At 62.3% G+C, this 21,712-nt stretch carries 18 protein-coding genes; 11 read left to right on the top strand and 7 right to left on the bottom strand.

Annotated features, from left to right (window positions below; translation table 11 throughout):
* Positions 1–315: 315 nt before the first annotated feature.
* The 6 genes from P0D73_RS07230 (at position 316) to P0D73_RS07205 (ending at position 10,762) form a co-directional block, all read left to right on the top strand.
* Positions 316–2,091: a methyl-accepting chemotaxis protein gene (locus tag P0D73_RS07230; RefSeq protein WP_408430575.1), complete on the top strand. Its 1,776-nt coding sequence runs from the start codon at positions 316–318 to the stop codon at positions 2,089–2,091.
* A 388-nt stretch (positions 2,092–2,479) separates the two neighbouring features.
* Positions 2,480–3,241 carry a hydratase gene (locus tag P0D73_RS07225; protein WP_132374239.1) on the top strand — a complete coding sequence of 254 codons (762 nt, stop codon included), beginning with the start codon at positions 2,480–2,482 and terminating at the stop codon, positions 3,239–3,241.
* Positions 3,242–4,034: 793 nt separating this feature from the next.
* Positions 4,035–5,957, top strand: a complete 1,923-nt coding sequence (locus tag P0D73_RS07220) for a PrkA family serine protein kinase (protein ID WP_132374241.1) — start codon at positions 4,035–4,037, stop codon at positions 5,955–5,957.
* A gap of 226 nt (positions 5,958–6,183) precedes the next feature.
* Positions 6,184–7,455 carry a YeaH/YhbH family protein gene (locus P0D73_RS07215; protein WP_132374242.1) on the top strand — a complete coding sequence of 424 codons (1,272 nt, stop codon included), beginning with the start codon at positions 6,184–6,186 and terminating at the stop codon, positions 7,453–7,455.
* Positions 7,452–9,167, top strand: coding sequence for a SpoVR family protein (locus P0D73_RS07210; protein ID WP_207915627.1), 1,716 nt, complete (start codon positions 7,452–7,454; stop codon positions 9,165–9,167). Before P0D73_RS07215 ends, P0D73_RS07210 begins: the two co-directional genes overlap by 4 nt.
* Before the next feature lie 290 nt (positions 9,168–9,457).
* The gene (locus P0D73_RS07205) at positions 9,458–10,762 is read left to right on the top strand and encodes an MFS family transporter (protein WP_132374243.1); all 1,305 of its coding nucleotides are present in this window, start codon (positions 9,458–9,460) and stop codon (positions 10,760–10,762) included.
* A 128-nt stretch (positions 10,763–10,890) separates the two neighbouring features.
* On the opposite strand, the gene P0D73_RS07200 is transcribed toward P0D73_RS07205, so the two are convergent.
* The 3 genes from P0D73_RS07200 to P0D73_RS07190 all read right to left on the bottom strand — a co-directional run bounded on the left by P0D73_RS07200 (position 10,891) and on the right by P0D73_RS07190 (position 12,743).
* Positions 10,891–11,112 (bottom strand): hypothetical protein, encoded by a 222-nt coding sequence (locus tag P0D73_RS07200; protein ID WP_012433250.1) that lies wholly within the window; start codon positions 11,110–11,112, stop codon positions 10,891–10,893.
* Between the two features lie 159 nt (positions 11,113–11,271).
* On the bottom strand, positions 11,272–12,351 hold the full coding sequence (locus P0D73_RS07195) for a glycosyltransferase family 2 protein (protein WP_408180750.1): 1,080 nt from the start codon (positions 12,349–12,351) through the stop codon (positions 11,272–11,274).
* Between the two features lie 212 nt (positions 12,352–12,563).
* Positions 12,564–12,743, bottom strand: a complete 180-nt coding sequence (locus P0D73_RS07190) for a hypothetical protein (protein WP_408180749.1) — start codon at positions 12,741–12,743, stop codon at positions 12,564–12,566.
* 226 nt (positions 12,744–12,969) lie between these two features.
* Between P0D73_RS07190 and P0D73_RS07185 the strand changes: the two genes are divergently transcribed.
* Entirely contained in the window at positions 12,970–13,221 is a 252-nt protein-coding gene (locus P0D73_RS07185; protein WP_408430572.1) for a DUF1488 family protein, read from the top strand.
* Between the two features lie 55 nt (positions 13,222–13,276).
* Here the strand turns inward: P0D73_RS07185 and P0D73_RS07180 are convergent, their stop codons facing one another.
* A complete protein-coding gene (locus P0D73_RS07180) occupies positions 13,277–14,206 on the bottom strand; it encodes a LysR family transcriptional regulator (protein ID WP_408180748.1) in 930 nt (309 codons plus the stop codon).
* Positions 14,207–14,458: 252 nt separating this feature from the next.
* On the opposite strand from P0D73_RS07180, the gene P0D73_RS07175 reads away from it, so the two are divergent.
* The gene (locus tag P0D73_RS07175) at positions 14,459–15,232 is read left to right on the top strand and encodes an SDR family NAD(P)-dependent oxidoreductase (RefSeq protein WP_408430568.1); all 774 of its coding nucleotides are present in this window, start codon (positions 14,459–14,461) and stop codon (positions 15,230–15,232) included.
* A gap of 18 nt (positions 15,233–15,250) precedes the next feature.
* Here the strand turns inward: P0D73_RS07175 and P0D73_RS07170 are convergent, their stop codons facing one another.
* A complete protein-coding gene (locus tag P0D73_RS07170; protein ID WP_408430565.1) occupies positions 15,251–16,651 on the bottom strand; it encodes a DHA2 family efflux MFS transporter permease subunit in 1,401 nt (466 codons plus the stop codon).
* Between the two features lie 164 nt (positions 16,652–16,815).
* On the opposite strand from P0D73_RS07170, the gene P0D73_RS07165 reads away from it, so the two are divergent.
* Both P0D73_RS07165 and P0D73_RS07160 read left to right on the top strand, forming a co-directional pair.
* Positions 16,816–17,676, top strand: a complete 861-nt coding sequence (locus tag P0D73_RS07165) for a LysR family transcriptional regulator (protein WP_132374250.1) — start codon at positions 16,816–16,818, stop codon at positions 17,674–17,676.
* A gap of 382 nt (positions 17,677–18,058) precedes the next feature.
* Complete coding sequence (locus tag P0D73_RS07160; RefSeq protein WP_408430562.1) at positions 18,059–19,633, top strand: methyl-accepting chemotaxis protein; 1,575 nt, start codon at positions 18,059–18,061, stop codon at positions 19,631–19,633.
* Positions 19,634–19,665: 32 nt separating this feature from the next.
* Here the strand turns inward: P0D73_RS07160 and P0D73_RS07155 are convergent, their stop codons facing one another.
* Positions 19,666–20,103: a carboxymuconolactone decarboxylase family protein gene (locus P0D73_RS07155; RefSeq protein ID WP_408180744.1), complete on the bottom strand. Its 438-nt coding sequence runs from the start codon at positions 20,101–20,103 to the stop codon at positions 19,666–19,668.
* A 239-nt stretch (positions 20,104–20,342) separates the two neighbouring features.
* On the opposite strand from P0D73_RS07155, the gene P0D73_RS07150 reads away from it, so the two are divergent.
* Positions 20,343–21,392, top strand: coding sequence for an NAD(P)/FAD-dependent oxidoreductase (locus tag P0D73_RS07150; RefSeq protein ID WP_408180743.1), 1,050 nt, complete (start codon positions 20,343–20,345; stop codon positions 21,390–21,392).
* An 83-nt stretch (positions 21,393–21,475) separates the two neighbouring features.
* On the opposite strand, the gene P0D73_RS07145 is transcribed toward P0D73_RS07150, so the two are convergent.
* The gene (locus P0D73_RS07145; protein WP_408180742.1) at positions 21,476–21,712 is read right to left on the bottom strand and encodes a hypothetical protein; all 237 of its coding nucleotides are present in this window, start codon (positions 21,710–21,712) and stop codon (positions 21,476–21,478) included.

The raw sequence follows: 21,712 nt of genomic DNA, 5'->3' as shown, positions 1-21,712 counted from the left end.
ACACCTGTGGCGCGACGCCGTCAGCACATTCCCAGCGGTCGCAATGTCGTGCGGTCTCTCACTTCCATCTCCAGGCACCGGCACGCCCGTTCCGCATCACCGGCCCGCAAATCCGCCGCCTGTCAGCATCTTGTAATTTATTCCGGTTGCTTACAGCGCCTTTCCTCATACCATATAAATCCTTCAAGTACGCGGTCAGCACGCCGTAAACAGGACTATTAGAGCGACGTATCGAAAAAGCGCCATTACGCAGACGCCACACGCCAAACCGCGCTGCGTACGCAGCCTCTCATTTTGTAAAGCACAGGAACAAGCATGTTGAACAAAGGCATTACGATCAAGGCGCGGATAGGCCTCACGATGGCTTTTCTCGCCGCGCTGCTCGTCGCCATCGGCGTCTTCGGTTTGTTCGGCATGAGCCGTTCGAACGACGCCTATAAGGACACCTTCACCAACGCCATGCCGAGCGCGGTCAATATCGGCAACGCCGAGCTGTTCGCGGCGCGTGAGCGGCTGGCGCTCGACCGTGCGGCGTTCATGATCGGCACGCCGGAAGCGACGCCGACGCTCGAGCGCGCGCGCGGCATGCGCGCCACCTCCGACACGTGGTGGAAACAGTACATGGACCTGCCGCGCGACCCGGACGAAGACCGCCTCGCGCAGGACGTCGTCGCCAAACGCGACGCGCTGCATCAGCAGATGGACACCTTTGCGGCGATCGTCGTCGCGAACGAACCGCCCAAGCTGGTCGAGGGCGCCAAGCGTCTGCAAGTGGCCTACAACGACCTCGCCAATGCCGACGACGCGCTGCGCAAATACCAGTTCACCTCGGCGAAAGAGGGCTACGACGCCGCGCAAGGCAGCTTCGATGTGTTCCGCATGGTCAGCGTGGGCGCCTTGCTGATCGGCGTGCTGGCTGCGGCGATTTCGTACCTGACGCTTAGCCGCGCGATCGCCCGGCCGCTCGATGCCGCCCTCGAACATTTCGACGCGATCTCGGCCGGCGATTTACGCCGCCCGGTCGTCGTGACATCGCGCGACGAAATGGGGCAGTTGCTCGAAGGCATCGCCAAAATGCAGCACAGTCTCACCGAAACGGTGCGTACCGTGCGCAGCGGCAGCGAATCGATTGCGACGGCTGCGCGCCAGATCGCGGCCGGCAATATCGACCTGTCCTCGCGCACCGAAGAGCAGGCTTCCGCGCTGCAGGAAACCGCGTCGAGCATGGAAGAGCTGACCGGCACGGTCAAGCAGAACGCCGACAACGCCCGCCAGGCGAGCTCGCTGGCGGCCAATGCGTCGGAGATCGCCAATAAGGGCAGCGCGGTGGTCGGCCAGGTGGTCGGCACGATGGGCGACATCAATCAAAGCTCGGCCAGGATCGCCGACATTATTTCGATCATCGAAGGGATTGCGTTCCAGACCAACATCCTCGCCTTGAATGCGGCCGTGGAAGCGGCGCGAGCCGGCGAAGAAGGGCGCGGTTTCGCGGTCGTGGCCGGTGAAGTGCGCAGCCTCGCGCAGCGCTCGTCGGCGGCGGCGAAGGAAATCAAGGAACTGATCGACACCTCGGTGGAGCGCGTGCAGTCGGGCTCGGCGTTGGTCGACGAAGCCGGCCGCACCATGACCGAGATCATCGGCGCGGTGCAGCGCGTGACCGACATCATGGGCGAAATCGCCGCGGCGTCGGAAGAGCAGAGCAGCGGTATCGATCAGGTGGCGCGCGCCGTCACGCAGATGGACGAAGTCACGCAGCAAAACGCCGCACTGGTCGAAGAAGCGGCGGCGGCAGCGTCGTCGCTCGAAGACCAGGCCGGCAAACTGCGTACCGCGGTAGCCGTGTTCCAACTCGAAGAAGGCGGTTACAAGGCGCCCGTGAGCGCGCCGCCGAAGCGCGCGGCGACGCCGCCGCGTACGGTGGTCGCACGCAAGGTCGCGCACGCTCGTGCTGCGCAACCCGCCGCGCAAGCCGCAGCCGCGACGAAGGCGCCGGCCGCGACGGCACAGCCCGCTGCCGCAGCGCCACGCGCGCCTGCTAAAGCGATAGCGACCGCTAGCGCCGGCAGCGATCAGGATTGGGAAACGTTCTAAGCGGAAGTCAGTGGCAACATTCATTCCCGGCGCCACAGCCAATCCCATTAGATGGGTAGGCGCCGCGAGAAGATGACGGCCTCACTTCAAAAAGACCTCGATTGCGCACGCATTCGCGGTCTTTTTTTATGGTGTGCGCATTAAGTAACGTTTGCGACCGCAGTCGGTCCCCTGGCAAGCGTCGTGATCCGGTACATTGACGGACGCACCGAAGCAACTCCCCTTGGGGACGCTATCCGCCATGGTGCGGCAATCGCCGACGCGGCCCCTTATCCCACGAGCGTGGTTCCGCCGCCTTCGACCGCAGCAACGCATGCCCCAAAGCACGGCCACCACCCACCAGCACGCCACAACCAACCGCTCAATGCGCCAGCCACAAAGGACCGACATGACGCCATACGACCTCGCGAACCGCCTCGTCGAAGCACGCCGGCAGCATCGCCCGATCGATGCGCCCGCACCCGACAGCCTGCCGCCCGATGCGGCGACCGCGTATGCGATCCAGCAAGCGGTTATCGCAGGTCTCGGCGACTCGACGGGCGCCTGGAAGATCGGTGCCAAAGCGCCCGGCGGCGCCGCCGCGGGCGCGCCGATTCCGGCCTCGCTGGTGCTGCGCTCGCCGGCACGCGTCGCGCATGACGGTTTCTTCCGCGTGCTGGTCGAGCTGGAAATCGCCTTCCGCTTCGCCGAGGCGATCGAACCGCGCGGCCGGGCCTATGCGCGCGACGAAGTGCTCTCGAAGGTCGGCGTCGTATTGCCGGCCATCGAGATCGTCGATAGCCGCTTCGCCGAATGGCCGAATGTCGCGCCGCTCGCGCAACTGGCCGATGCGCAGAACAACGGCGCGTTGATCACGGGCCATCCGGTCGCCTATGCGGGTCTCGCGCGCGGCTTCGATTTCGTTTCACCCGAACTGGAACTGAGCTTCGACGGCGCCTCGCTGCTGCCGGAAGCCACCGGCAATCCGGCCGGCGACCCGCGCGAACTGCTGGTCTGGTTCGTCAACCATTGCGCCGCCATGGGTATCACCATCGAACCGGAGTGGACTATCACCACCGGTTCGTACGTCGGCGCACACAGGCTGGATAAAGCGGGCATCGTGCGCGGACACATCGACGGCCTTGGGGAAGTGGAGATTGAACTGACCTGAGAGGCCGCGCGCTTGTAACAGCGTATTACGAAGCTTCATTCAAACGGCTGCCTGCGGGTGGCCGTTTTACATTGCTCGCATCTGTACCGGCGGCTTTGCCGTATACACCTATTGAGCGATGCATGGCGTTGTCGTCATTCAGTTATACATGCGGCTAACCATGCTCACGACGCGGTTAATGCCTGCGTGTCGCTCACGACGATGCATGACTCGCTCGCCAATGACGGAACAAAAACGTTCGTGGCTTGACGAACCGCATGAAGCTGCACGGACTTTGCTTATGTGTGAAACCGCGCGTGAATCGCGCATGAACATGTAACAGGCATGTGTCGGTGTAGACCGAACGCTTGTGTCGCGCGTTGAGGAAAAAGGTAACGGACACAGAAAGCCGGCAGACGTCCGCGCTTTTCAGCAACAAAGTGTGCGTGTGCAGACATGCCGTCCGGTACAGCAGTGGGATCGTTCGATGAACGTAACGGCTTACGCAAGAGAGTATTGCAGGACAGTAAGAGAGGAACACTGAGCAGCACTGCAGTAGAGTGCTGATGAGGCGTCAAGGCGGCAGCGCAAAAGGCAGGGACGTATGACTGCAATCGCTGCGATATGAGTGCAAGATTGTAGGTGGTCGAAACTTTGTTTCCAAGTGAGGAATGTTGGGAGGCGAATGCGGCGCGATTTTCGCAACGTAGTTCGTGAAAAAAAATTTAAAAGGGTTTAGGATGAATTCGAGCGATGTCGTTTCCGAATAGCGCGCCGCGCACGACATCGGTCTAGACTTCGGCGAGGAGGTAGCATGGATATCTACAGCAGTTTCGCGACCCGCTTCGAGAAAACGCGAGAAGATGAGCTCTCGCTCGAGGAGTATCTCGCGCTCTGCAAAGACAATCCCGCCGCGTACGCCACGGCTGGCGAACGCATGTTGACGGCGATCGGGGAGCCGGAACAGATCGACACTCGTAACGATCCGCGCATGTCGCGCATCTTCGCGAACAAGGTCATCAAGGTATACCCCGCATTCCGTGAGTTCTACGGAATGGAGGAGGTGATCGAGCAGGTGGTCGCCTACTTCCGGCACTCGGCCCAGGGGCTCGAAGAAAAGAAGCAGATTCTGTATCTGTTGGGCCCGGTCGGCGGCGGTAAATCGTCGATTGCGGAACGTCTGAAGCAGCTTATGGAACGCGTGCCGTTCTACTCGATCAAGGGCTCGCCCGTGAACGAGTCGCCCCTCGGTCTGTTCGATTACGAGGAAGACGGCCCGATTCTCGAAGAACAATACGGCATTCCACGCCGCTACCTGAAAAGCATTCTGAGCCCGTGGGCGGTCAAGCGCCTGCACGAATTCAACGGTGACATCCGCAAGTTCCGCGTGGTGCGCCGCTATCCGTCGATCCTTCGCCAGATCGGTATAGCCAAAACCGAGCCGGGCGACGAAAACAATCAGGACATTTCGTCGCTGGTCGGTAAGGTCGACATCCGCAAACTCGAACAGTATGCACAGGACGACGCGGACGCATACAGCTACTCCGGTGGCTTGTGTCTCGCGAATCAGGGCCTGCTCGAGTTCGTCGAAATGTTCAAGGCGCCGATCAAGGTCCTGCACCCGCTCCTGACTGCGACCCAGGAAGGCAACTTCAAGGGCACGGAAGGCTTCGGTGCGATCCCGTTCGACGGCGTGATTCTGGCTCACTCGAACGAGTCCGAATGGAAGGCGTTCCGCAACAACCGCAACAATGAAGCACTGCTCGACCGGATCTTCGTGGTGAAGGTGCCGTACTGCCTGCGCTACGGTGAAGAGGTCAAGATCTACGAGAAGCTGCTGCGTAATTCGTCGCTGGCGAATGCGGTGTGCGCGCCGGGCACGCTGAAGATGATGGCGCAGATGTCGGTGCTCACGCGTTTGCAGGAGCCGGAGAATTCGAGCCTGTTCTCGAAGATGCAGGTGTACGACGGCGAAAATCTCAAGGACACCGATCCGAAGGCCAAGTCGTATCAGGAGTACCGCGATTTCGCGGGCGTGGATGAAGGGATGACCGGCGTGTCGACCCGCTTCGCGTTCAAGATCATGTCGCGCGTATTCAACTTCGACTCGACCGAGGTCGCGGCCAATCCGGTGCACCTGATGTACGTGCTCGAACAGCAGATCGAACGCGAGCAGTTCCCACCAGAAACCGAGCAGAAGTATCTGTCGTTCATCAAGGACGTGCTCGCCTCGCGCTATGCGGAGTTCATCGGCAAGGAAATTCAGACCGCGTATCTGGAGTCGTATTCCGAGTACGGTCAGAACATCTTCGATCGCTATGTGACGTACGCGGACTTCTGGATTCAGGATCAGGAGTTCCGCGATCACGACACCGGCGAGAGTTTCGATCGCGCGGCGCTGAACGCCGAACTGGAGAAGATCGAGAAACCCGCGGGCATCAGCAACCCGAAGGACTTCCGCAACGAGATCGTGAACTTCGTGCTGCGTGCGCGTGCTGCCAACGGCGGAAAGAACCCCGCCTGGGTCAGCTACGAGAAGCTGCGCGTCGTGATCGAAAAGAAGATGTTCTCGAACACGGAAGAGCTGTTGCCGGTGATCTCGTTCAACGCCAAGGGCTCGGCGGAGGAACAACGCAAGCACGAAGACTTCGTCAATCGCATGGTGACGAAGGGCTATACGCCGAAGCAGGTGCGCTTGCTGTGTGACTGGTATCTGCGCGTGCGCAAGTCGTCATGATGCGCATTGCGTGCCGCCCGCGCGGTCCGACCGCGCGGGCACCCTGCGAGGCGCAAGCTGCATGGACATAGCGTGGGCTTAAGCAGCAAGCGTCTCGCGCACCGGAAATTAGTGCCGCTGCATGGGGTCTGGGTAAGTGCTAAAGCGCCAACTCTGATCGACATGCGGTGCATGGGATGGGCGTAAGCGCTAAAGCGCGAACGCCCATCGATACGGGAGACCGGGCGTGCTTCATCAAATCATCGACCGCAGGTTAGCAGGCAAGAACAAAAGCATTGCGAATCGCGAACGTTTTTTGCGTCGCGTTAAGAACTATATTCGTCGCGCCGTTTCGGAAGCCGTGCGCGATCGCAGCATCAAGGACATTCAGAACACCCAGAGCATCACCATCCCGCGCAAGGACATTGCGGAACCGTCGTTCCGGCATGGACCCGGCGGCAAGCGGGAAATGGTGCATCCGGGCAATTCCGACTACATCCGTGGCGACAAGATCCAGCGCCCGCAAGGCGGCGGTGGTGGAGGCGGGGGCAACCAGGCCAGCAACGAAGGCGAGGGCCAGGACGACTTCGTGTTCGAGCTGAGCCGCGAAGAATTCATGCAGTATTTCTTCGACGATCTCGAGCTGCCGCGTCTCGTCAAAACCCATCTGATGGCCGTGCCCACGTGGAAAAGCATCCGCGCGGGCTGGGCTGCGGAAGGCACGCCGAACAACATCGACGTGGTCCGTTCGTTGCGCAGCGCGCTCGGCCGCCGCATCGCGCTCGGTGCGCCGCTCGTCAACCAGTTGCACGAGATGGAACGGCAACTGGAAACGATGAAAGCCGATCCCGACGATCGTCGCGAAGAGATCAAAGTGCTCGAAGAAGAGATTCACCATTTGCGCGGGCGCATCTGGCGGATTCCGTTCATCGATCCGTTCGATCTGCGCTACGTGAATCGCGTGAAGCAGCCCACGCCTTCCAGCCAGGCGGTCATGTTCTGTCTGATGGATGTGTCCGGCTCCATGGACGAGCAGCGCAAGGACCTCGCCAAGCGCTTCTTCATCCTGCTGTATCTGTTCCTCAAGCGTAACTACGAGAAGATCGAAGTGGTGTTCATCCGCCACCATACGCGTGCTGAAGAGGTCGACGAAGACACGTTCTTCCACTCGACCGAAAGCGGCGGCACGGTGGTGTCGAGCGCGCTGGAGCTGATGCAGAAGGTAATGGACGAGCGCTATTCGCCAACTGAATGGAATATTTACGGCGCTCAGGCGTCGGACGGCGACAACTGGACCGACGACTCGCCGAAGTGCCGCAAGATACTCTCGGATGACATTCTGGAGAAGGTGCGCTATTTTGCGTATATTCAGGTGACGCCGGAAGAGCAGAATCTGTGGCTCGAATATGCGCAGTTGGCCTTGAGCCAGCCGCACATGGCGATGAAGAAGGTCGAAACCGCGGCCGACATCTATCCGGTATTTCGCGAGCTGTTTGAGAAGCAGGTGGCGTCTTCATGACAAAACACCTGCACAACGAAGCGCGCGGCTACCAGCCGGAGCGCGGGAAAGGCGTGCCGCAGCAGCAACAGTCGGGGCATGCCGAGGCGAAGGCGGACGATACGGGAGCCGCCGCAGCCGGAGCAGTCGACACCGCTGCAGCACGGGGACACACCGGAACGCCCACTGAGGGGCAAAGGGAAGTCCGTATGAACGTAGCCGATAGACGGCCTCTGCCGTGCCCGTCCGACTGGACCTTCGAATTGATCGAAGAGTATGACTCGCATATTGCCCGTGTTGCAGAGCAATATGAACTCGACGTGTATCCGATCCAGCTCGAACTCATCAGCGCCGAACAGATGATGGATGCGTACGCGTCCGTCGGCATGCCGGTGAACTACCGTCATTGGTCGTTCGGCAAACACTTTCTCTCCACCGAAAAAAGCTACCGTCGCGGGCAGATGGGGCTGGCGTACGAGATCGTCATCAATTCGAATCCCTGCATCGCGTATCTGATGGAAGAGAACACGATGACGATGCAGGCGCTCGTCATCGCCCACGCGGCCTATGGGCACAACTCGTTCTTCAAGGGCAACTATCTGTTCCGGCTGTGGACGGATGCGCACGCGATCATCGACTACCTGGTCTACGCGAAGAATTACATCGCGGAGTGCGAGGAGCGTTTCGGGCTCGACCGGGTCGAGGAATTGCTCGATTCGTGCCACGCGTTGATGAACTACGGCGTGGACCGTTACAAGCGTCCGCAGAAGTTGTCGCTGGAAAAGGAGTTTGCGGCGCGCCGCGAACGCGAAGCGTATCTGCAGTCGCAGGTCAATGAACTGTGGCGCACCTTGCCGACCCGGCATACGCCGTTGCCGGAGGAAATCGAGGAGCGCTATCCACCGGAGCCGCAGGAAAACCTGCTGTATTTCGCGGAGAAGAACGCGCCGCTGCTGGAGCCGTGGGAGCGGGAAGTGATCCGCATCGTGCGCAAGGTCGGCCAGTATTTTTATCCGCAACGGCAGACCCAGGTGATGAACGAGGGCTGGGCGACGTTCTGGCATTACACCTTGCTCAACACCATGTACAACCAGGGCAAGCTGGAAGACGGCTTCATGATGGAGTTTCTCCATTCGCACAGCAATGTGGTCTACCAGCCGCCGGTCACGAAACCGTACTACAGCGGCATCAATCCGTACGCGCTCGGTTTTTCGATGATGAGCGACATTCGCCGCATCTGCGAGGCGCCAACGGACGAGGACCGCAAGTGGTTCCCGGAGCTGGCGGGCAGTCCGTGGCTGCCGGCCATGCACTACGCGATGCGTAACTTCAAGGACGAGAGTTTCGTCGCGCAGTATCTGTCGCCGCATCTGATCCGTGAGATGCGCCTCTTCTCCGTGCTCGACGACGACATGCGCGACGCGCTCGAAGTCTCGGCGATTCATGACGACAGCGGCTATCAGTACGTGCGTCAGGCGTTGTCGCGCCAGTACGACATGCATCACCGCGAGCCGAATATTCAGGTGTGGGCGGTGAACACGCGCGGCGACCGGAGTTTGACGCTGCGGCACTTCATGAGCGACAACCGGCATCTGTCGGGCGATAGCGAAGAAGTGCTCAAGCACATGGCGCGGCTATGGCAGTTCGACGTGTATCTGGAAAGCGTCGATGAGAATGGCACGGTCCGCAAGCGTTATGAGTGCCGCTATGTACCGCCCGCGGTGAGAGTGTGATCGGCGGGTTGCGACGCAACGCGATCGATACAATGACAAAAAAGCCAGCTTTCGAGCTGGCTTTTTTCTTGGCCGCGCAGTCGCAATCAGGACAAGACATCAGCGCTGCCGCGCCGCAACATCGACATGCCCCCCGTCTGGCGCCCCCTAACAAACCCCCATCTTCTCCTTGCGATTCTGTAAAATTCGCGCACGCACGCGCCGACTGCCTCTGCGGCATGTCGGTTCGCGGGTGATGAAGGCGGCGCCACGACCGCTACCTCCGTTCAAAGACAAGGAAAGAGAACAGCATGACCGACCTAACCGACCAAACTGTGGCCTCGGCTCACGACACACGGCGCCGCATCTTCGCGATCGTTGGCGCTTCATCGGGCAATCTCGTCGAGTGGTTCGACTTTTACGTGTATTCGTTCTGCGCGCTGTACTTCGCGCCGGCGTTCTTCCCCAGCGGCAATACCACCACGCAGCTGCTCAATACGGCGGGCGTGTTCGCCGCCGGCTTCCTGATGCGCCCGATCGGCGGCTGGTTCTTCGGCCGCCTCGCCGACAAGCACGGCCGCCGCACGGCCATGATGGTGTCGGTGTTCATGATGTGCGGCGGTTCCCTCGTGATCGCCTTGCTGCCCACGTACGCACAGATCGGCGCGCTGGCGCCGGCGCTGCTGCTGGTCGCGCGGTTGTTCCAGGGCTTATCGGTGGGCGGCGAGTACGGCACCAGCGCGACCTATATGAGTGAGGTCGCGCTCAAGGGCCGGCGCGGTTTCTTCGCGTCGTTCCAGTACGTCACGCTGATCGGCGGCCAGTTGTGCGCGTTGCTGGTGCTGGTGGTGCTGCAACAAACGCTTTCCACCGAAGAGCTGAAGGCATGGGGCTGGCGCGTGCCGTTCGCCATCGGTGCGGTCGCGGCATTGGTCGCGCTGTATCTGCGTAAATCGCTCGACGAAACCACCACCGCCGAAACGCGTCAACGCAAGGAAGCCGGCACGCTGCGCGGGCTGTGGCTGCACAAAGGCGCGTTCATGACGGTGCTCGGTTTCACGGCCGGCGGCTCGCTGATTTTCTACACGTTCACCACCTACATGCAGAAGTACCTGGTCAACACGGCCGGCATGCATGCGAAGACGGCCAGCAACGTGATGACCGCCGCGCTGTTCGTCTACATGGTGATACAGCCGGCGTTCGGCGCGTTGTCGGACCGCATCGGCCGCCGTCGTTCCATGCTGTTCTTCGGCTTCTTCGCGACCATCGGCACGGTGCCGCTCCTGCACGCGCTGAAGGACGTGACGAGCCCGTATGCGGCCTTCGGTCTGGTGGTGGTGGCGCTTGCGATCGTCAGTTTCTACACGTCGATCAGTGGTCTGATCAAGGCGGAAATGTTCCCGCCTGAAGTGCGCGCGCTCGGCGTGGGGCTCTCGTACGCGGTGGCGAATGCGATCTTCGGCGGCTCGGCCGAGTATGTGGCGCTGTGGCTGAAGTCGGTCGGCAACGAGTCGATGTTCTACTGGTACGTCACCGCGCTGTGCGCGATTGCCGGCCTCGTGGCGCTGCGGATGCGCGATCCGTCGAAAGAAGGGTATTTGCGTCTCGAGCCTTGAGTCTTGAGGCTCGTCGAGAAGCGCAGTTAGGCGCTGCTTGAAAACGGCGGTCCGGGGCAATCCCGGCCGCCGTTTTTTATGGGCCCCGGCGATGCGGACCGACTGTGCATCGAGGGCAGGGCGCATGCTCACGCCACGACGATCTCCGTGCCCAATGCGTGCAGCAGATCGCGCAGCGTCTCGGCTTGCGCCATTTTCGCGTCGCTGCGTAAATGAATCTGCAGCGCTCGCCCCGCGATTCCATCGACGGGTTGCGCGAGCCATAACTCCACCGCGAGACCCAATCCTTCAGGCTGGTTGACGACGACCGGTTCGATCACACGCGGCTTGAAACAGGCACTGTCGGACATGGTGTATCACCTCAGGGCTGGTGAAGGGACGTCCTTATCGTAATCAGCGCACCGCGCCGGACCAAGCAACAAATCCGCGTTTGCTTAGCAGAGGATGCTTAGCAGAAAACACGTTTATTGCGCGAAGGCTTGCCGGCGTTCAGCGCCGGCGTTGCCACGTCAGACTTGTTCCGAATGATCGCTTACCAGTTCCGAGACGAGTTCCTTCACCACGGCGGCCGGATCCGCGGCAACGACAGGCGCGGCCGCTACCGCTGCAACCGCCGCCGCGACGGGCTGCTGACGCGCGCTCAATGCACCACGCGCAAGCAACAGAAGATGGTAGTAAAGCCGCGCCCTCAGGCCATAGTTGTACGCGTACAGATGGGCGAGGGCGACCTTGAAGCCGGTGAGCGCCTGACGATTCTTCGCATGAACCGACACCACGATCGGCGCGAGACGGCGCAACGCCAGCGTGCGCGACGGCTCGAGCTGCGCCGGCAGCCTCAACGCCTTGACGAACGCATACGCGCTGACCGTTGCGGCGACCGCCGTGCCGCGCGTGCTATGCGAGATCGAGCTGGCCGTCTTTCGATACACCGAGACATAGTCGTGCAGATAGAACACCTCGCGCGCGGCGAGACAGAGTTCGGTGCCGAACACGAAGTCGCAGCACACGCCGTATTCTTCCTTGTAGCCGATCCGTTTCACGAGTGCGGCGTTGGCCATCCAGCCGTTGTTTGGAAACATCTGGATCAGGCCGGTTCTGCCCGGCAGAGATTGCAGGCCTTCGGCATCTTTCGTACGCCGAAACGCGGAGTTCAGGTTCGCGCTCGCTTCGAAGTCGATGGCGCCGCTGTGATCGGCTTCGTACTGGTCGCCGAATGCCGCATCGAGTTGCGGGTGAAGCGTCCATAGCGACACGAGCTTTTCGACGCCGTCCGTGGTGAGCAGGTCGTCGTCGTGGATCAGCAGGATCTTGTCGCCGCTCGCGCGTTGGAACAGCCTCGCGACATTGCGCGCCTGGCCGAGCGGCGGCTGATTCTTCGCATAGCGCACGCGCGGCTCCCGCGCATAACGGGCCGCGATCAACTGCTCGGTGCGCGCGTCCTTCGAGTCGTCGCCGATCACGATCTCCAGATCGTCGTAGCTCTGCGCGAGGCACGAATCGATGCACGTTGCGATCAGATCGGGACGATCGCAGGTCGGCAGACAGATGGAGACCTTGGGACGGTGGGTGAGAGTCGAGGAGATGGACATGAGCGTCGCCTTTGTTATCTGTTGAGGGGCGGCAGCTGGTCCGCTTGGCGCACACGTCGCTGCAAGCAGAAAAATAGTCCATCATGCAGAAAAAATAATCGGTAAAAATTAGGAAGAAATGTTTGGCTTATGAAAGTCGTTGGAAGGGAAAAATTTATGCGGCTTCGCCGCGAAAATGCAGCAAAGCCGCTCCTGGATGGGCTTCTAATATTTCAACCGACCGACGGCTCGCCCTCGCCGGGTTTCTTGCCCGGACGGTCCGCGGGTGACTGATCGCGTCCTTCATCGTCGCGTTCAGGCAGCTTGCTCTTTTCGTTGTCGCTATGCGTGGCGGGCTGCGGATGTTCGATGTCGTCCGGCTTGCCCTTGGCGGGTTCTTTGGTCTGGCTCATGGTGCTCTCCTGGTTGGATGACACGAGCTTTGCAGCAAGCGGCAGACCTGGGCTCTTGATTCGCGTATTGATCCGGTCTCTCGCACATCATTGACTGATCCGGACTCAAAAACCCCGCCGTGACCCGGGAACGGCGAGCCCGCTCCGCCCGCCTGCAAAAACCCCTTGACCCGTTCCCCCATTCAGCGCACCGTGGAAGGAGAACCCTATATCCCGGGAGTACGAAATGTCCCTCAACTTCCCGAATCCCAGCCGCAGCTACGACGCGTCTCACCACTGCGTCAATTTCTGGGGCTACGACAATGCGCGCGAAATCGCCTTTACCGTCAACCGTTTGGTGATTTCGAATCTGAGCCCGAGCGTGGGCTCCGACGAACCGGCGGTGCTCGCCGCGTTCGACCGGCATCGCGAGCAGATCCTCACGCTCGCGCGCGGCCTGTACCTCGGCGGCCCGCAAAACCGTTACACGATTTCCTGACACAGCGCAGCGCCTTTCGCCGGCGCGCTGACGTCGCGGACCGCGGACCGCGGACTCAAGCCGCCGGTTCGCGCGGCGCGGCGCCCGTGAGCGACACGATGAAATCGTAAAACGCCCGCACCTTCGCCGGCGGATGATGCCGCGAAGGATAGAGCGCATACAGCGGATAAACCTCGTCGCCCCAATCGGGAAATAGCTCGACGAGTTTTCCGCTCGCCATCAACGACTCGGCGCCGAGCGAGAGAATCTGCGCGACGCCCTGGCCCGCCGTGCAGACGCTATGCAAGGTGCCCACGTCGTTCACGGTTAAACGGCCGTGCGGCGTGATCGCCATCTTCTTGCGGCCGCGATGAAATTCCCAACTGAACGGGTAGCCCGTGAGCGGATCGCGAAACTTGATGCAGACGTGCTTGCCGTTTTCGAGCTCGGCCGGATTCACCGGGTGTCCATGCTTCTTCAGATACGGCGGCGCGGCCACGGTGAGAATCCGCGTGTCCAGCAGCTTGCGAGCGATCAGCGTCGACACCGGCGGATCGCCGAAACGGATCGCGAGATCGAAACCGTCGGCGACCAGATCGCCCATCTGGTCGCGGGTGATCAGTTCGAGCTGCAGGTTGGGATGCTTGTCGATAAAGCCGCCCAGCCGCGGCCCCAGCACGAGGCGCGAAAAGAACGGATCCATGTTCACGCGCAAACGTCCGCGTACGGCGCTCGCGCCCTCTGCGGCGGAGGCCGCGGCTTCTTCGAGCCCACCCAGCAGCGGCACGATCTGTTCATAGAAGCGCCGGCCTTCGTCGGTCAGCGTAACCGAGCGCGTGGTGCGGTCAAAGAGCCGGATGCCGAGACGCGCTTCGAGCCGCGCGACCGAACGGCTCACCCCGGATTGCGACATGTCGAGCGCAACGCCTGCCGCCGCAAAACTGCCGCAATCGACAATCGCCGTCAAGACGCCCATGCCGTTCAGCACGCGCTCGTCAAATGGCATGTGATAGTCCTTTGTTATTCATTAATGCGTGACATGCTAACGCGAAAGTCCGTTTGAAATCACGTGCCGACGCCGGGAAAACGCCGCCAGGCAAGGCGGACGAATGATGTCATGTCATGAGTGGAATGACAGCCAGGCTATCGCGTCAATCGCGCGGCGGACGTTAATCTGCTGACGTTCGCTCGAAGCACCAAGACATGCGATTCTCGTCATGCATCGGGCATATTTGAACTGAATAACGGAGAACGCCCCATGTCGCGTATTTTTATTACCGGTTCCGCTGACGGTCTCGGTCAGATGGCCGCGCGTCTGCTCGTCGATGCCGGCCATCAGGTGGTGCTGCATGCGCGCAGCGCCGCGCGTGCCGACGAAGCGTTGCACGCCGTGCCGCAAGCGGAAGCCGCGCTGGCCGGCGACCTGTCGAGCATCGCGGCCACGGTCGCGCTCGCGGAGCAGGTCAACCGGCTAGGCCGCTTCGACGCGGTGATCCACAACGCGGCGGTCGGCTATCAGGAGCCGCGCAGGATCGCCACGGTCGACGGCTTGCCGCACGTGTTCGCGGTCAATACGCTCGCGCCGTACGTTTTGACCGCCTTGATCGAGAAGCCGAAGCGGCTCGTCTATCTGAGTTCGGGCCTGCATCGCAGCGGCGACGCGAGCCTCGCCGATCTGGCCTGGGAGCAGCGCCCCTGGCGGGGTACGGCGGCGTACTCGGACTCGAAACTGCATGACGCGTCGCTGGCGTTCGCGATCGCGCGACGTTGGCCTCAGGTGTTATCGAACGCGCTGGAGCCGGGCTGGGTGGCGACGAAAATGGGTGGTCCGGGCGCACCGGACGATCTGCGGGCCGCTCCGAAAACCCAGGTATGGCTTGCCGCCAGCGACGAACCGGCGGCCACCGTCAGCGGCGCGTACTTCTATCACATGAAGCCGTGCGAGACGCATCCGGCGGTGCGCGACGTTGCCGTTCAGGAGCGTTTGATCGAAGCGTGCAAAGAGTTTTCCGGCATCCACTTGCCGGACTGAAGCGAGGCAAAGCCGGGATTAGCGGCCGGCGGTCTGTGTCGCTTGCCCGTGCACCGCGCGCGAGGCAGGCGCTTCGTCGAGGTGGCGAAACACCCACGCCGACACCAGCGTGATCACGCCGACGCACACGAAGGCGAGGCGAAAGCCGAGCGCGGCCGATCCCACTTGCGCCGAGAAGAGATTCACCAACCCGCCGCCGATCGATACACCCAGCCCGATGGCGAGCATCTGCACCATCGAAAAGAGGCTGTTGCCGCTGCCGGCATCTTCATGCGAGAGGCCTTTGAGCGTGACGCTGTTCATCGCCGCGAACTGCATGGAGTTGGCCGCGCCGAACACGGCCAGAATCGCGATCTCGACCACGAGCGGTGTGCCGCGCGTAATCAGTGCGAACGCAACGATCGACGAACCGACGATGATCGTGTTGACGAGCAGAAACGTGTCATAGCCATAGCGGCGCACGAGCGGCGCGATCCAGCGTTTGGCGACAGTGCCGGCCAATGCCGCGGGCAGCATCATCAGGCCCGAATGCAGTGGCGAGTAGCCCAGTTGCAATTGCAGCAGCAAGGGCACGAGAAACGGCACGGCGCTCGAACCGATGCGGCACACCAGGTTGCCGATCAGGCCGACGCTGAAGTTCGGCTCGCGAAAGAGCGACAGCTTGAAAAGCGGATTGACGCGGCGTCTTGCATGCGGAATGTAGGCGAGCGCGCTCACGGCGGCGAGCGCGAACAGCGCCACTGACCATGCCACGCGATGCGTGGGCACCGGCGCGTCGACGGCGAGCGAGAACGCGATCATGCACAGCGAGAGCAGCCCGCAACCGACGAAGTCGAACGGCGGCGCCTTTGCTTCGCCATGCGATGGCAAGAAGCGCTGCACCGCGTACAGTCCCACGGCGCCGATCGGCACGTTGATCAGGAAAATCCAGTGCCACGTGATCGCCTGAACGAACCAGCCGCCGAGCGTCGGCCCGGCGATCGGCCCCAACTGTCCGGCAACCGAAATGAACGCGAGCGCCGCGACATACTGGTCGCCCGTAACGCTACGCAGGACGGCGAGCCGCCCGATCGGCAGCAGCATCGAGCCACCCACGCCTTGCAGCACGCGCGCCATCACCAGTTGGCCGAGCGTATGGGCGCTCGCGCAGCAGATCGAGCCGAGCACGAACACGAGAATGGCGGCGAAGTAGACGCGCCGCGTGCCGAAGCGGTCGGCGAGCCAGCCGGAGGCGGGCGTGAGCATCGCCATGGTCAGCGTGTAGGCGACCACGATCGGCTGCATGGCGAGCGGCGCGACGTGCAGGCTGTTCGCAATCGACGGTAGCGCGGTGTTGACGATCGTCGTGTCGAGCGACTGCATGAAAAAGCCGGCAGCGACGATCCAGAGCAGAGCGGTCTGGGAAGAATCCTTGGTCATCTTTAACGGAGCGGCGGAGCGGCGGCACTGGCGGGCGGCCGCTCCGGCTCTAAGCATTCAGTGGGGGCAATTCCGTCATCATATTGACATCCTCGTCAATCGGGAACCCCACTAGGGACGCTGACTGTTATCGACTTTGCCGATAAGCGGCGCGACAATGCCCCATGCTCAATCCCATCTGGCTCAAGACCTTTTCGACCGTCGCGGCCTGCCACAGCTTCACCGAGGCGGGGCGGCGGCTCGACCTGACGCAATCGAGCGTCAGCGAACACATCCGTCGGCTCGAGGAGAGCGTGGGCCGGCGCCTCTTCGTGCGCGACACCCATTCACTTGCCATGACGCCGGACGGCGAAGCCATGCTCGCGCACGCCAGCGTGATTTTGCAGGCGCTCGCGCGGGCCGAATCGCAGTTTCGCGCGCCGCGTCTGAAAGGCCGCGTGCGGCTCGGTTCCTCGGACGATGTCGCGCTCGGCCCATTACCCACCGTGCTGGCGGCGTTTCGCGACGCGCATCCGGATGTCGAGCTCGAAATCACCATCGGCATGACCGGCAAGCTGTATGAGTTGCTCGACGCCGGCGCGATCGATCTGCTGGTCGGCAAGCGGCGGCTTGGCGACCGGCGCGGCGTGCCGCTTTTCACCGGACGGCTGGAGTGGCTGGCGCGTGCCGGCACGCTGGTCGATCTGAGCCAGCCGTTGCCGCTGATTCTGGTCGCCGAGCCGAGCGTGACGCGGGCCGTCGTGCTCGACGCGCTCGCCGAGGCGGGCTTCAGCTGGCAGTTGGTGTGCACGAGCAGCAGCCACGCCGGTTGCATCGCGGCCGCGCGCGGCGGGCTCGGCATTACGGTTCGGCCGCAGTATCTGGCGGCGCGCGGCCTTGCGGCGCCGCTGAACATGGCGAGTCTGCCGGTGCTGCCGTCGGTGGAATTCATTGCGCTGGCGGCGAAGCGGCTTAGCCGGCCGGCGGGCACGCTGCTGCAATTGCTGCACGACAGCGATCTGCGCGGGTCGTGGATCGGGGAATAGTGGCCAGGGCGTGCGGCGCCGGGATCTGCGCCGCGAGTTGACTTGACTACGACGGCTTGCGCATCGGCATAGAGGATCCATCCGATGTGTGCCATATAGATAGGATCCCAGAATAATCCACTGCGACGTGCCGTTGTTTGGCAGTTCGTCAATCGAATCTATTCAAGCCGGGCGCCGCCGCCCATTGGCGGAAAAGGCGCGCCCCCGGCCTGTTGCGCGTTTACCGCGCCCGCCAAATTTTATTCTTTCGCCAGGGAGTGAATCGTTATGCTTTCCATATACGGTTCATTGTTCCATATAAGGAACGTTTAATCGTTCACGTGCGCGGGGGCCGCACGTCATAAGCCAGAGCGCCAAACCAGCCAGAGCGATAAAAACCACGATGACCAAGAACCTCACCATCAATCTACGGATCGCGATCACCATCGCGTTTCTCGGCGTGCTGCTGATCGTCACCGGCGTGCTCGGCATTCTCGGCATGAACGAAAGCAACGAGGCACAGCGCGACGCCTACACGATCCATTTCGCCTCGGTCGTCGCGCTCGGCAAATCGGGCACCGCCATGTCGCGGGCGCGCTTCGGACTCGATTGGGCGATGAGCAATCCGCACTCGCCGCAACTGAATCCGCAGCTCGAGCGTGCGCGCATGCTGCTCGGCGATTCGGACAAGTGGTGGACCAGCTTTCGCGATCTGCCGAAGACGCCCGAACTGCAGCGCCTCACCGACGACCTCGACTCGAAGCGCACCGCCGTGCGCCGCGACGCCATCGACAAACTGATCGAGGCGATCCGCACGGGCGACGCGAGCTGGATGGACGAAAGCCGTGCGAACCGTCTGATCGGTCTGTACACGGCCATGAACACGAGCCAAGGCGCGCTGGAGGACTATCTGAACCAGCAGGCGAGCGACGCGAGCGAGCGCTCGGCCACGCTTTTTCATACGCTGCTATACGCGTGCATCGGCAGCATTCTGCTGGGGCTGACGGTCGCGTTCATTAGTTGGCGCACGTTGCGCCGCGCGATCATGGCGCCGCTGAACGACGCGTTGCGCCAATTCGACGCGATCGCCGCCGGCGAATTGACGACCCACGTGCCGATTCGTTCGAACGACGAAATGGCGACGCTCTTGCGCGGCGTCGCCTCGATGCAGGACAAACTCGGCGCCACCGTCACCACCGTGCGGGCCGGTTCGCATTCGATCGCGTCGTCGACGCAGCAGATCGCCGCCGGCAATCTCGATCTGTCGCAACGCACCGAGGAACAGGCGGCATCGCTCGAAGAAACCGCGGCGGCGATGGAGCAGCTCACGTCCACCGTGCAGTTGAACGCGGAGAACGCGCATCACGCGAGCGAACTGGCGTTGCGTGCCTCGGAGATGGCCGCGCGCGGGCGCACGTCGGTCGGCAGCATGGTCGAGACGATGCGCGTGATTCACGCGGGTTCGTCGAAAATGACCGGCATCATTACCGCGATCGAAGGCATTGCGTTTCAGACCAATATCCTCGCGCTGAACGCGGCCGTCGAAGCGGCGCGCGCCGGCGAGGAAGGGCGCGGTTTCGCGGTGGTGGCGGGCGAGGTGCGCAGTCTCGCCCAGCGTTCGGCGGCGGCCGCGAAGGAGATCGGCGCGCTGATCGCGGAGTCGACCTCGCGCGTCGAGAGCGGCGCGGGGCTCGTCAACGAAGCGGGCGATACGATGCAGGAAATCGAAGCCGCGATCGGGCGCGTGGCGCGTATCGTGGGCGAGATCGCGGCGGCGTCGAAAGAGCAGAGCGAGGGCATCAAACAGGTGAGCCTCGCCGTCACGCAGATGGACGAGGTCACGCAACACAATGCGGCGCTGGTCGAGGAAAGCGCGGCGACCGCGAACTCGCTCGCGGATCAGGCGCGGCAATTGAGTGACTTGACCGCGGCCTTCAAAGTCGCGAGCGATGCGGCGCAGCGCGAGGCGGTTTTCTAAAGTGAACTGAACCGCCTTCGAGCGCGTGACACTCAGGCAGGCAGCTTGCGGAACGAAATCGCGAAGCGGTTCCATGCATTGATCGCGGAGATCAGCAGCGTCAGATCGACCAGTTCCTCATCGCCGAAGTGCGGGCGCACCGCTTCCCAGATCGCGTCGGGCACATGGTCTTGCGACACCAGCGTCAGCGCTTCGGTCCATTCGAGCGCGGCGCGTTCGCGGTCCGTGAAGAACGGCGTTTCGCGCCAGACCACGACGGTCGCCAGACGGCGGTCGGTTTCGCCACCCTTGCGGGCGTCGGTGGTGTGCATGTCGACGCAGTACGCGCAGCCGTTGATCTGCGAGGCGCGCAGACGAACCAGTTCGGTCAGCGATTTTTCGAGGGCCGATTTGCCGATGCGTTCTTCAACGCCGATCATGGCCTTGATCGCGGCAGGGTTGGCTTTGTAGAAGTCGAGACGTTGTTGCATGATTCACTCCTGAGTTGGGCTGAACGCATTCCGTGATGCGATGAGTGAAGATTAGACGCATGACTGGCTTTGGAAAATGACCGATTTTGGCTATTTTCAGGTAACCACTTCGACTCGGTAACGGCGAACGCATGCGGCCCGCCGAGCGTCCTTACCGATGGTAATGGCATCGTTGCCGCGCATCGGGCGATTCGGTATGGTGGGTTATCCCTCCATCCACCCATCCGAAGAGATCGCGCATGACTTCCGCCACAGACCAACAACCGCCGCCCATCCGCACCGACGTCCTGATCGTCGGCGCCGGCCCCGTGGGGCTTTTCGCCGCTTTCGAGGCGGGCGTGATCGGCCTGTCCTGCCAGATCGTCGACGGGCTCGACAAGGTCGGCGGCCAATGCATCGAGCTCTATCCGGACAAGCCGATCTACGATATTCCCGCCATTCCGTCGTGCACCGCGCGTGAACTGGTGGAGCGCCTGCTGGCCCAATGCAAGCCGTTCGATCCGTCCATTCATCTCGAACAACGGGTCGAGTCGGTCGAGCAGGGCGGCGACGGGCGCTGGACCGTACGTACCGATCGCGGCCTCGTGTTCGATGTCGCGGCGATCCTGCTGGCCGCCGGCAACGGCGCGTTCGTGCCGCAAAAGCTGGCGCTAGCCGAGGCCGTGCCGCTAGAGTCGCGCCATGTGCACTACAGCGTGCAGCGTCTTGCCGACTTCGCCGACAAGACCGTGGTCGTGGCGGGCGGCGGCGATTCCGCACTCGACTGGGCACTGGCGCTGCGCAAGGTCGCGCGCCGGGTGACGCTGGTGCATCGGCGCAGTGGTTTCAGCGCGGCCGATTCGAGTGTCGAGTTGATGCGGCGCGCGGTCGAAGCGGGCGAGATGGACTTTATCGTCGGCGCGATTGCGGGGCTCAATGTCGAAGGCGATGCATTGAAGTCGATCACGTTGCGGCATATCGAGGGCGAGACACAACTCGCGGCCGAGCATCTCGTCGCGCTGTACGGACTCGTTGCCGACCTCGGGCCGATCGCGCAATGGGGATTGTCGATTCATGGCGGGCGCGTCGATGTCGATACGTCGAACTACGAGAGCTCGCGGCCCGGCATCTTCGCGGTTGGCGACATCGCCAACTATCCGAACAAGCAGAAGCTGATTCTGTCGGGTTTTCATGAGGCCTCGCTGGCGCTGCGCCGTGCATATTCGTATGCCTATCCGGACAAAAAGCGCGTGCACGTACACTCCAGTTACGACGCGAAGCTGGCGGAAAAGGTCAGCGCTGCCGGATGACTATGTTGCGGAGATAACGAGTTCCTGATTGATTGAGCCGGTAGTGCTTCACAGGTCGCTACCGGCTCTTTTCTACATGCCGCTTATTTCCCGGCGGGTTGACTCGCGGCGGCGGCCGCGCTGGCTTCCTTGTCCTTCTTCTTGGCCTCGTGATGGCCGACCGCGCAGCCGGCGGCCGCGCCCGCTACGCCGTGGTCACCCGCAACGTGGCCGGCGACGCCGCCCACGACCGCGCCTTTCGTACAGCCTTCGGCTTGCGCGGCACTGTGGGTGAGTGCCAGCGCTGCGGCGAGAGCGAGGGTGGTGAATGCTTGTTTCAA

The sequence above is a fragment of the Paraburkholderia sp. RL18-101-BIB-B genome, assembly GCF_046026985.1.
Lineage (GTDB): Bacteria > Pseudomonadota > Gammaproteobacteria > Burkholderiales > Burkholderiaceae > Paraburkholderia.
Note: the sequence above shows the minus strand (reverse complement) of the source record. Positions and strands in the feature narration are given on the sequence as shown.

What these genes read in the sequence shown, in the direction of transcription:
- P0D73_RS07190 (WP_408180749.1), bottom strand. Translation starts at nt 12,743, where the DNA reads ATGAGCCAGACCAAAGAACCCGCCAAGGGCAAGCCGGACGACATCGAA.
- P0D73_RS07205 (WP_132374243.1), top strand. Translation starts at nt 9,458, where the DNA reads ATGACCGACCTAACCGACCAAACTGTGGCCTCGGCTCACGACACACGG.
- P0D73_RS07175 (WP_408430568.1), top strand. Translation starts at nt 14,459, where the DNA reads ATGTCGCGTATTTTTATTACCGGTTCCGCTGACGGTCTCGGTCAGATG.
- P0D73_RS07180 (WP_408180748.1), bottom strand. Translation starts at nt 14,206, where the DNA reads ATGCCATTTGACGAGCGCGTGCTGAACGGCATGGGCGTCTTGACGGCG.
- P0D73_RS07170 (WP_408430565.1), bottom strand. Translation starts at nt 16,651, where the DNA reads ATGACCAAGGATTCTTCCCAGACCGCTCTGCTCTGGATCGTCGCTGCC.
- P0D73_RS07200 (WP_012433250.1), bottom strand. Translation starts at nt 11,112, where the DNA reads ATGTCCGACAGTGCCTGTTTCAAGCCGCGTGTGATCGAACCGGTCGTC.
- P0D73_RS07155 (WP_408180744.1), bottom strand. Translation starts at nt 20,103, where the DNA reads ATGCAACAACGTCTCGACTTCTACAAAGCCAACCCTGCCGCGATCAAG.
- P0D73_RS07185 (WP_408430572.1), top strand. Translation starts at nt 12,970, where the DNA reads ATGTCCCTCAACTTCCCGAATCCCAGCCGCAGCTACGACGCGTCTCAC.
- P0D73_RS07210 (WP_207915627.1), top strand. Translation starts at nt 7,452, where the DNA reads ATGACAAAACACCTGCACAACGAAGCGCGCGGCTACCAGCCGGAGCGC.
- P0D73_RS07150 (WP_408180743.1), top strand. Translation starts at nt 20,343, where the DNA reads ATGACTTCCGCCACAGACCAACAACCGCCGCCCATCCGCACCGACGTC.
- P0D73_RS07220 (WP_132374241.1), top strand. Translation starts at nt 4,035, where the DNA reads ATGGATATCTACAGCAGTTTCGCGACCCGCTTCGAGAAAACGCGAGAA.
- P0D73_RS07195 (WP_408180750.1), bottom strand. Translation starts at nt 12,351, where the DNA reads ATGTCCATCTCCTCGACTCTCACCCACCGTCCCAAGGTCTCCATCTGT.
- P0D73_RS07225 (WP_132374239.1), top strand. Translation starts at nt 2,480, where the DNA reads ATGACGCCATACGACCTCGCGAACCGCCTCGTCGAAGCACGCCGGCAG.
- P0D73_RS07230 (WP_408430575.1), top strand. Translation starts at nt 316, where the DNA reads ATGTTGAACAAAGGCATTACGATCAAGGCGCGGATAGGCCTCACGATG.
- P0D73_RS07160 (WP_408430562.1), top strand. Translation starts at nt 18,059, where the DNA reads ATGACCAAGAACCTCACCATCAATCTACGGATCGCGATCACCATCGCG.
- P0D73_RS07165 (WP_132374250.1), top strand. Translation starts at nt 16,816, where the DNA reads ATGCTCAATCCCATCTGGCTCAAGACCTTTTCGACCGTCGCGGCCTGC.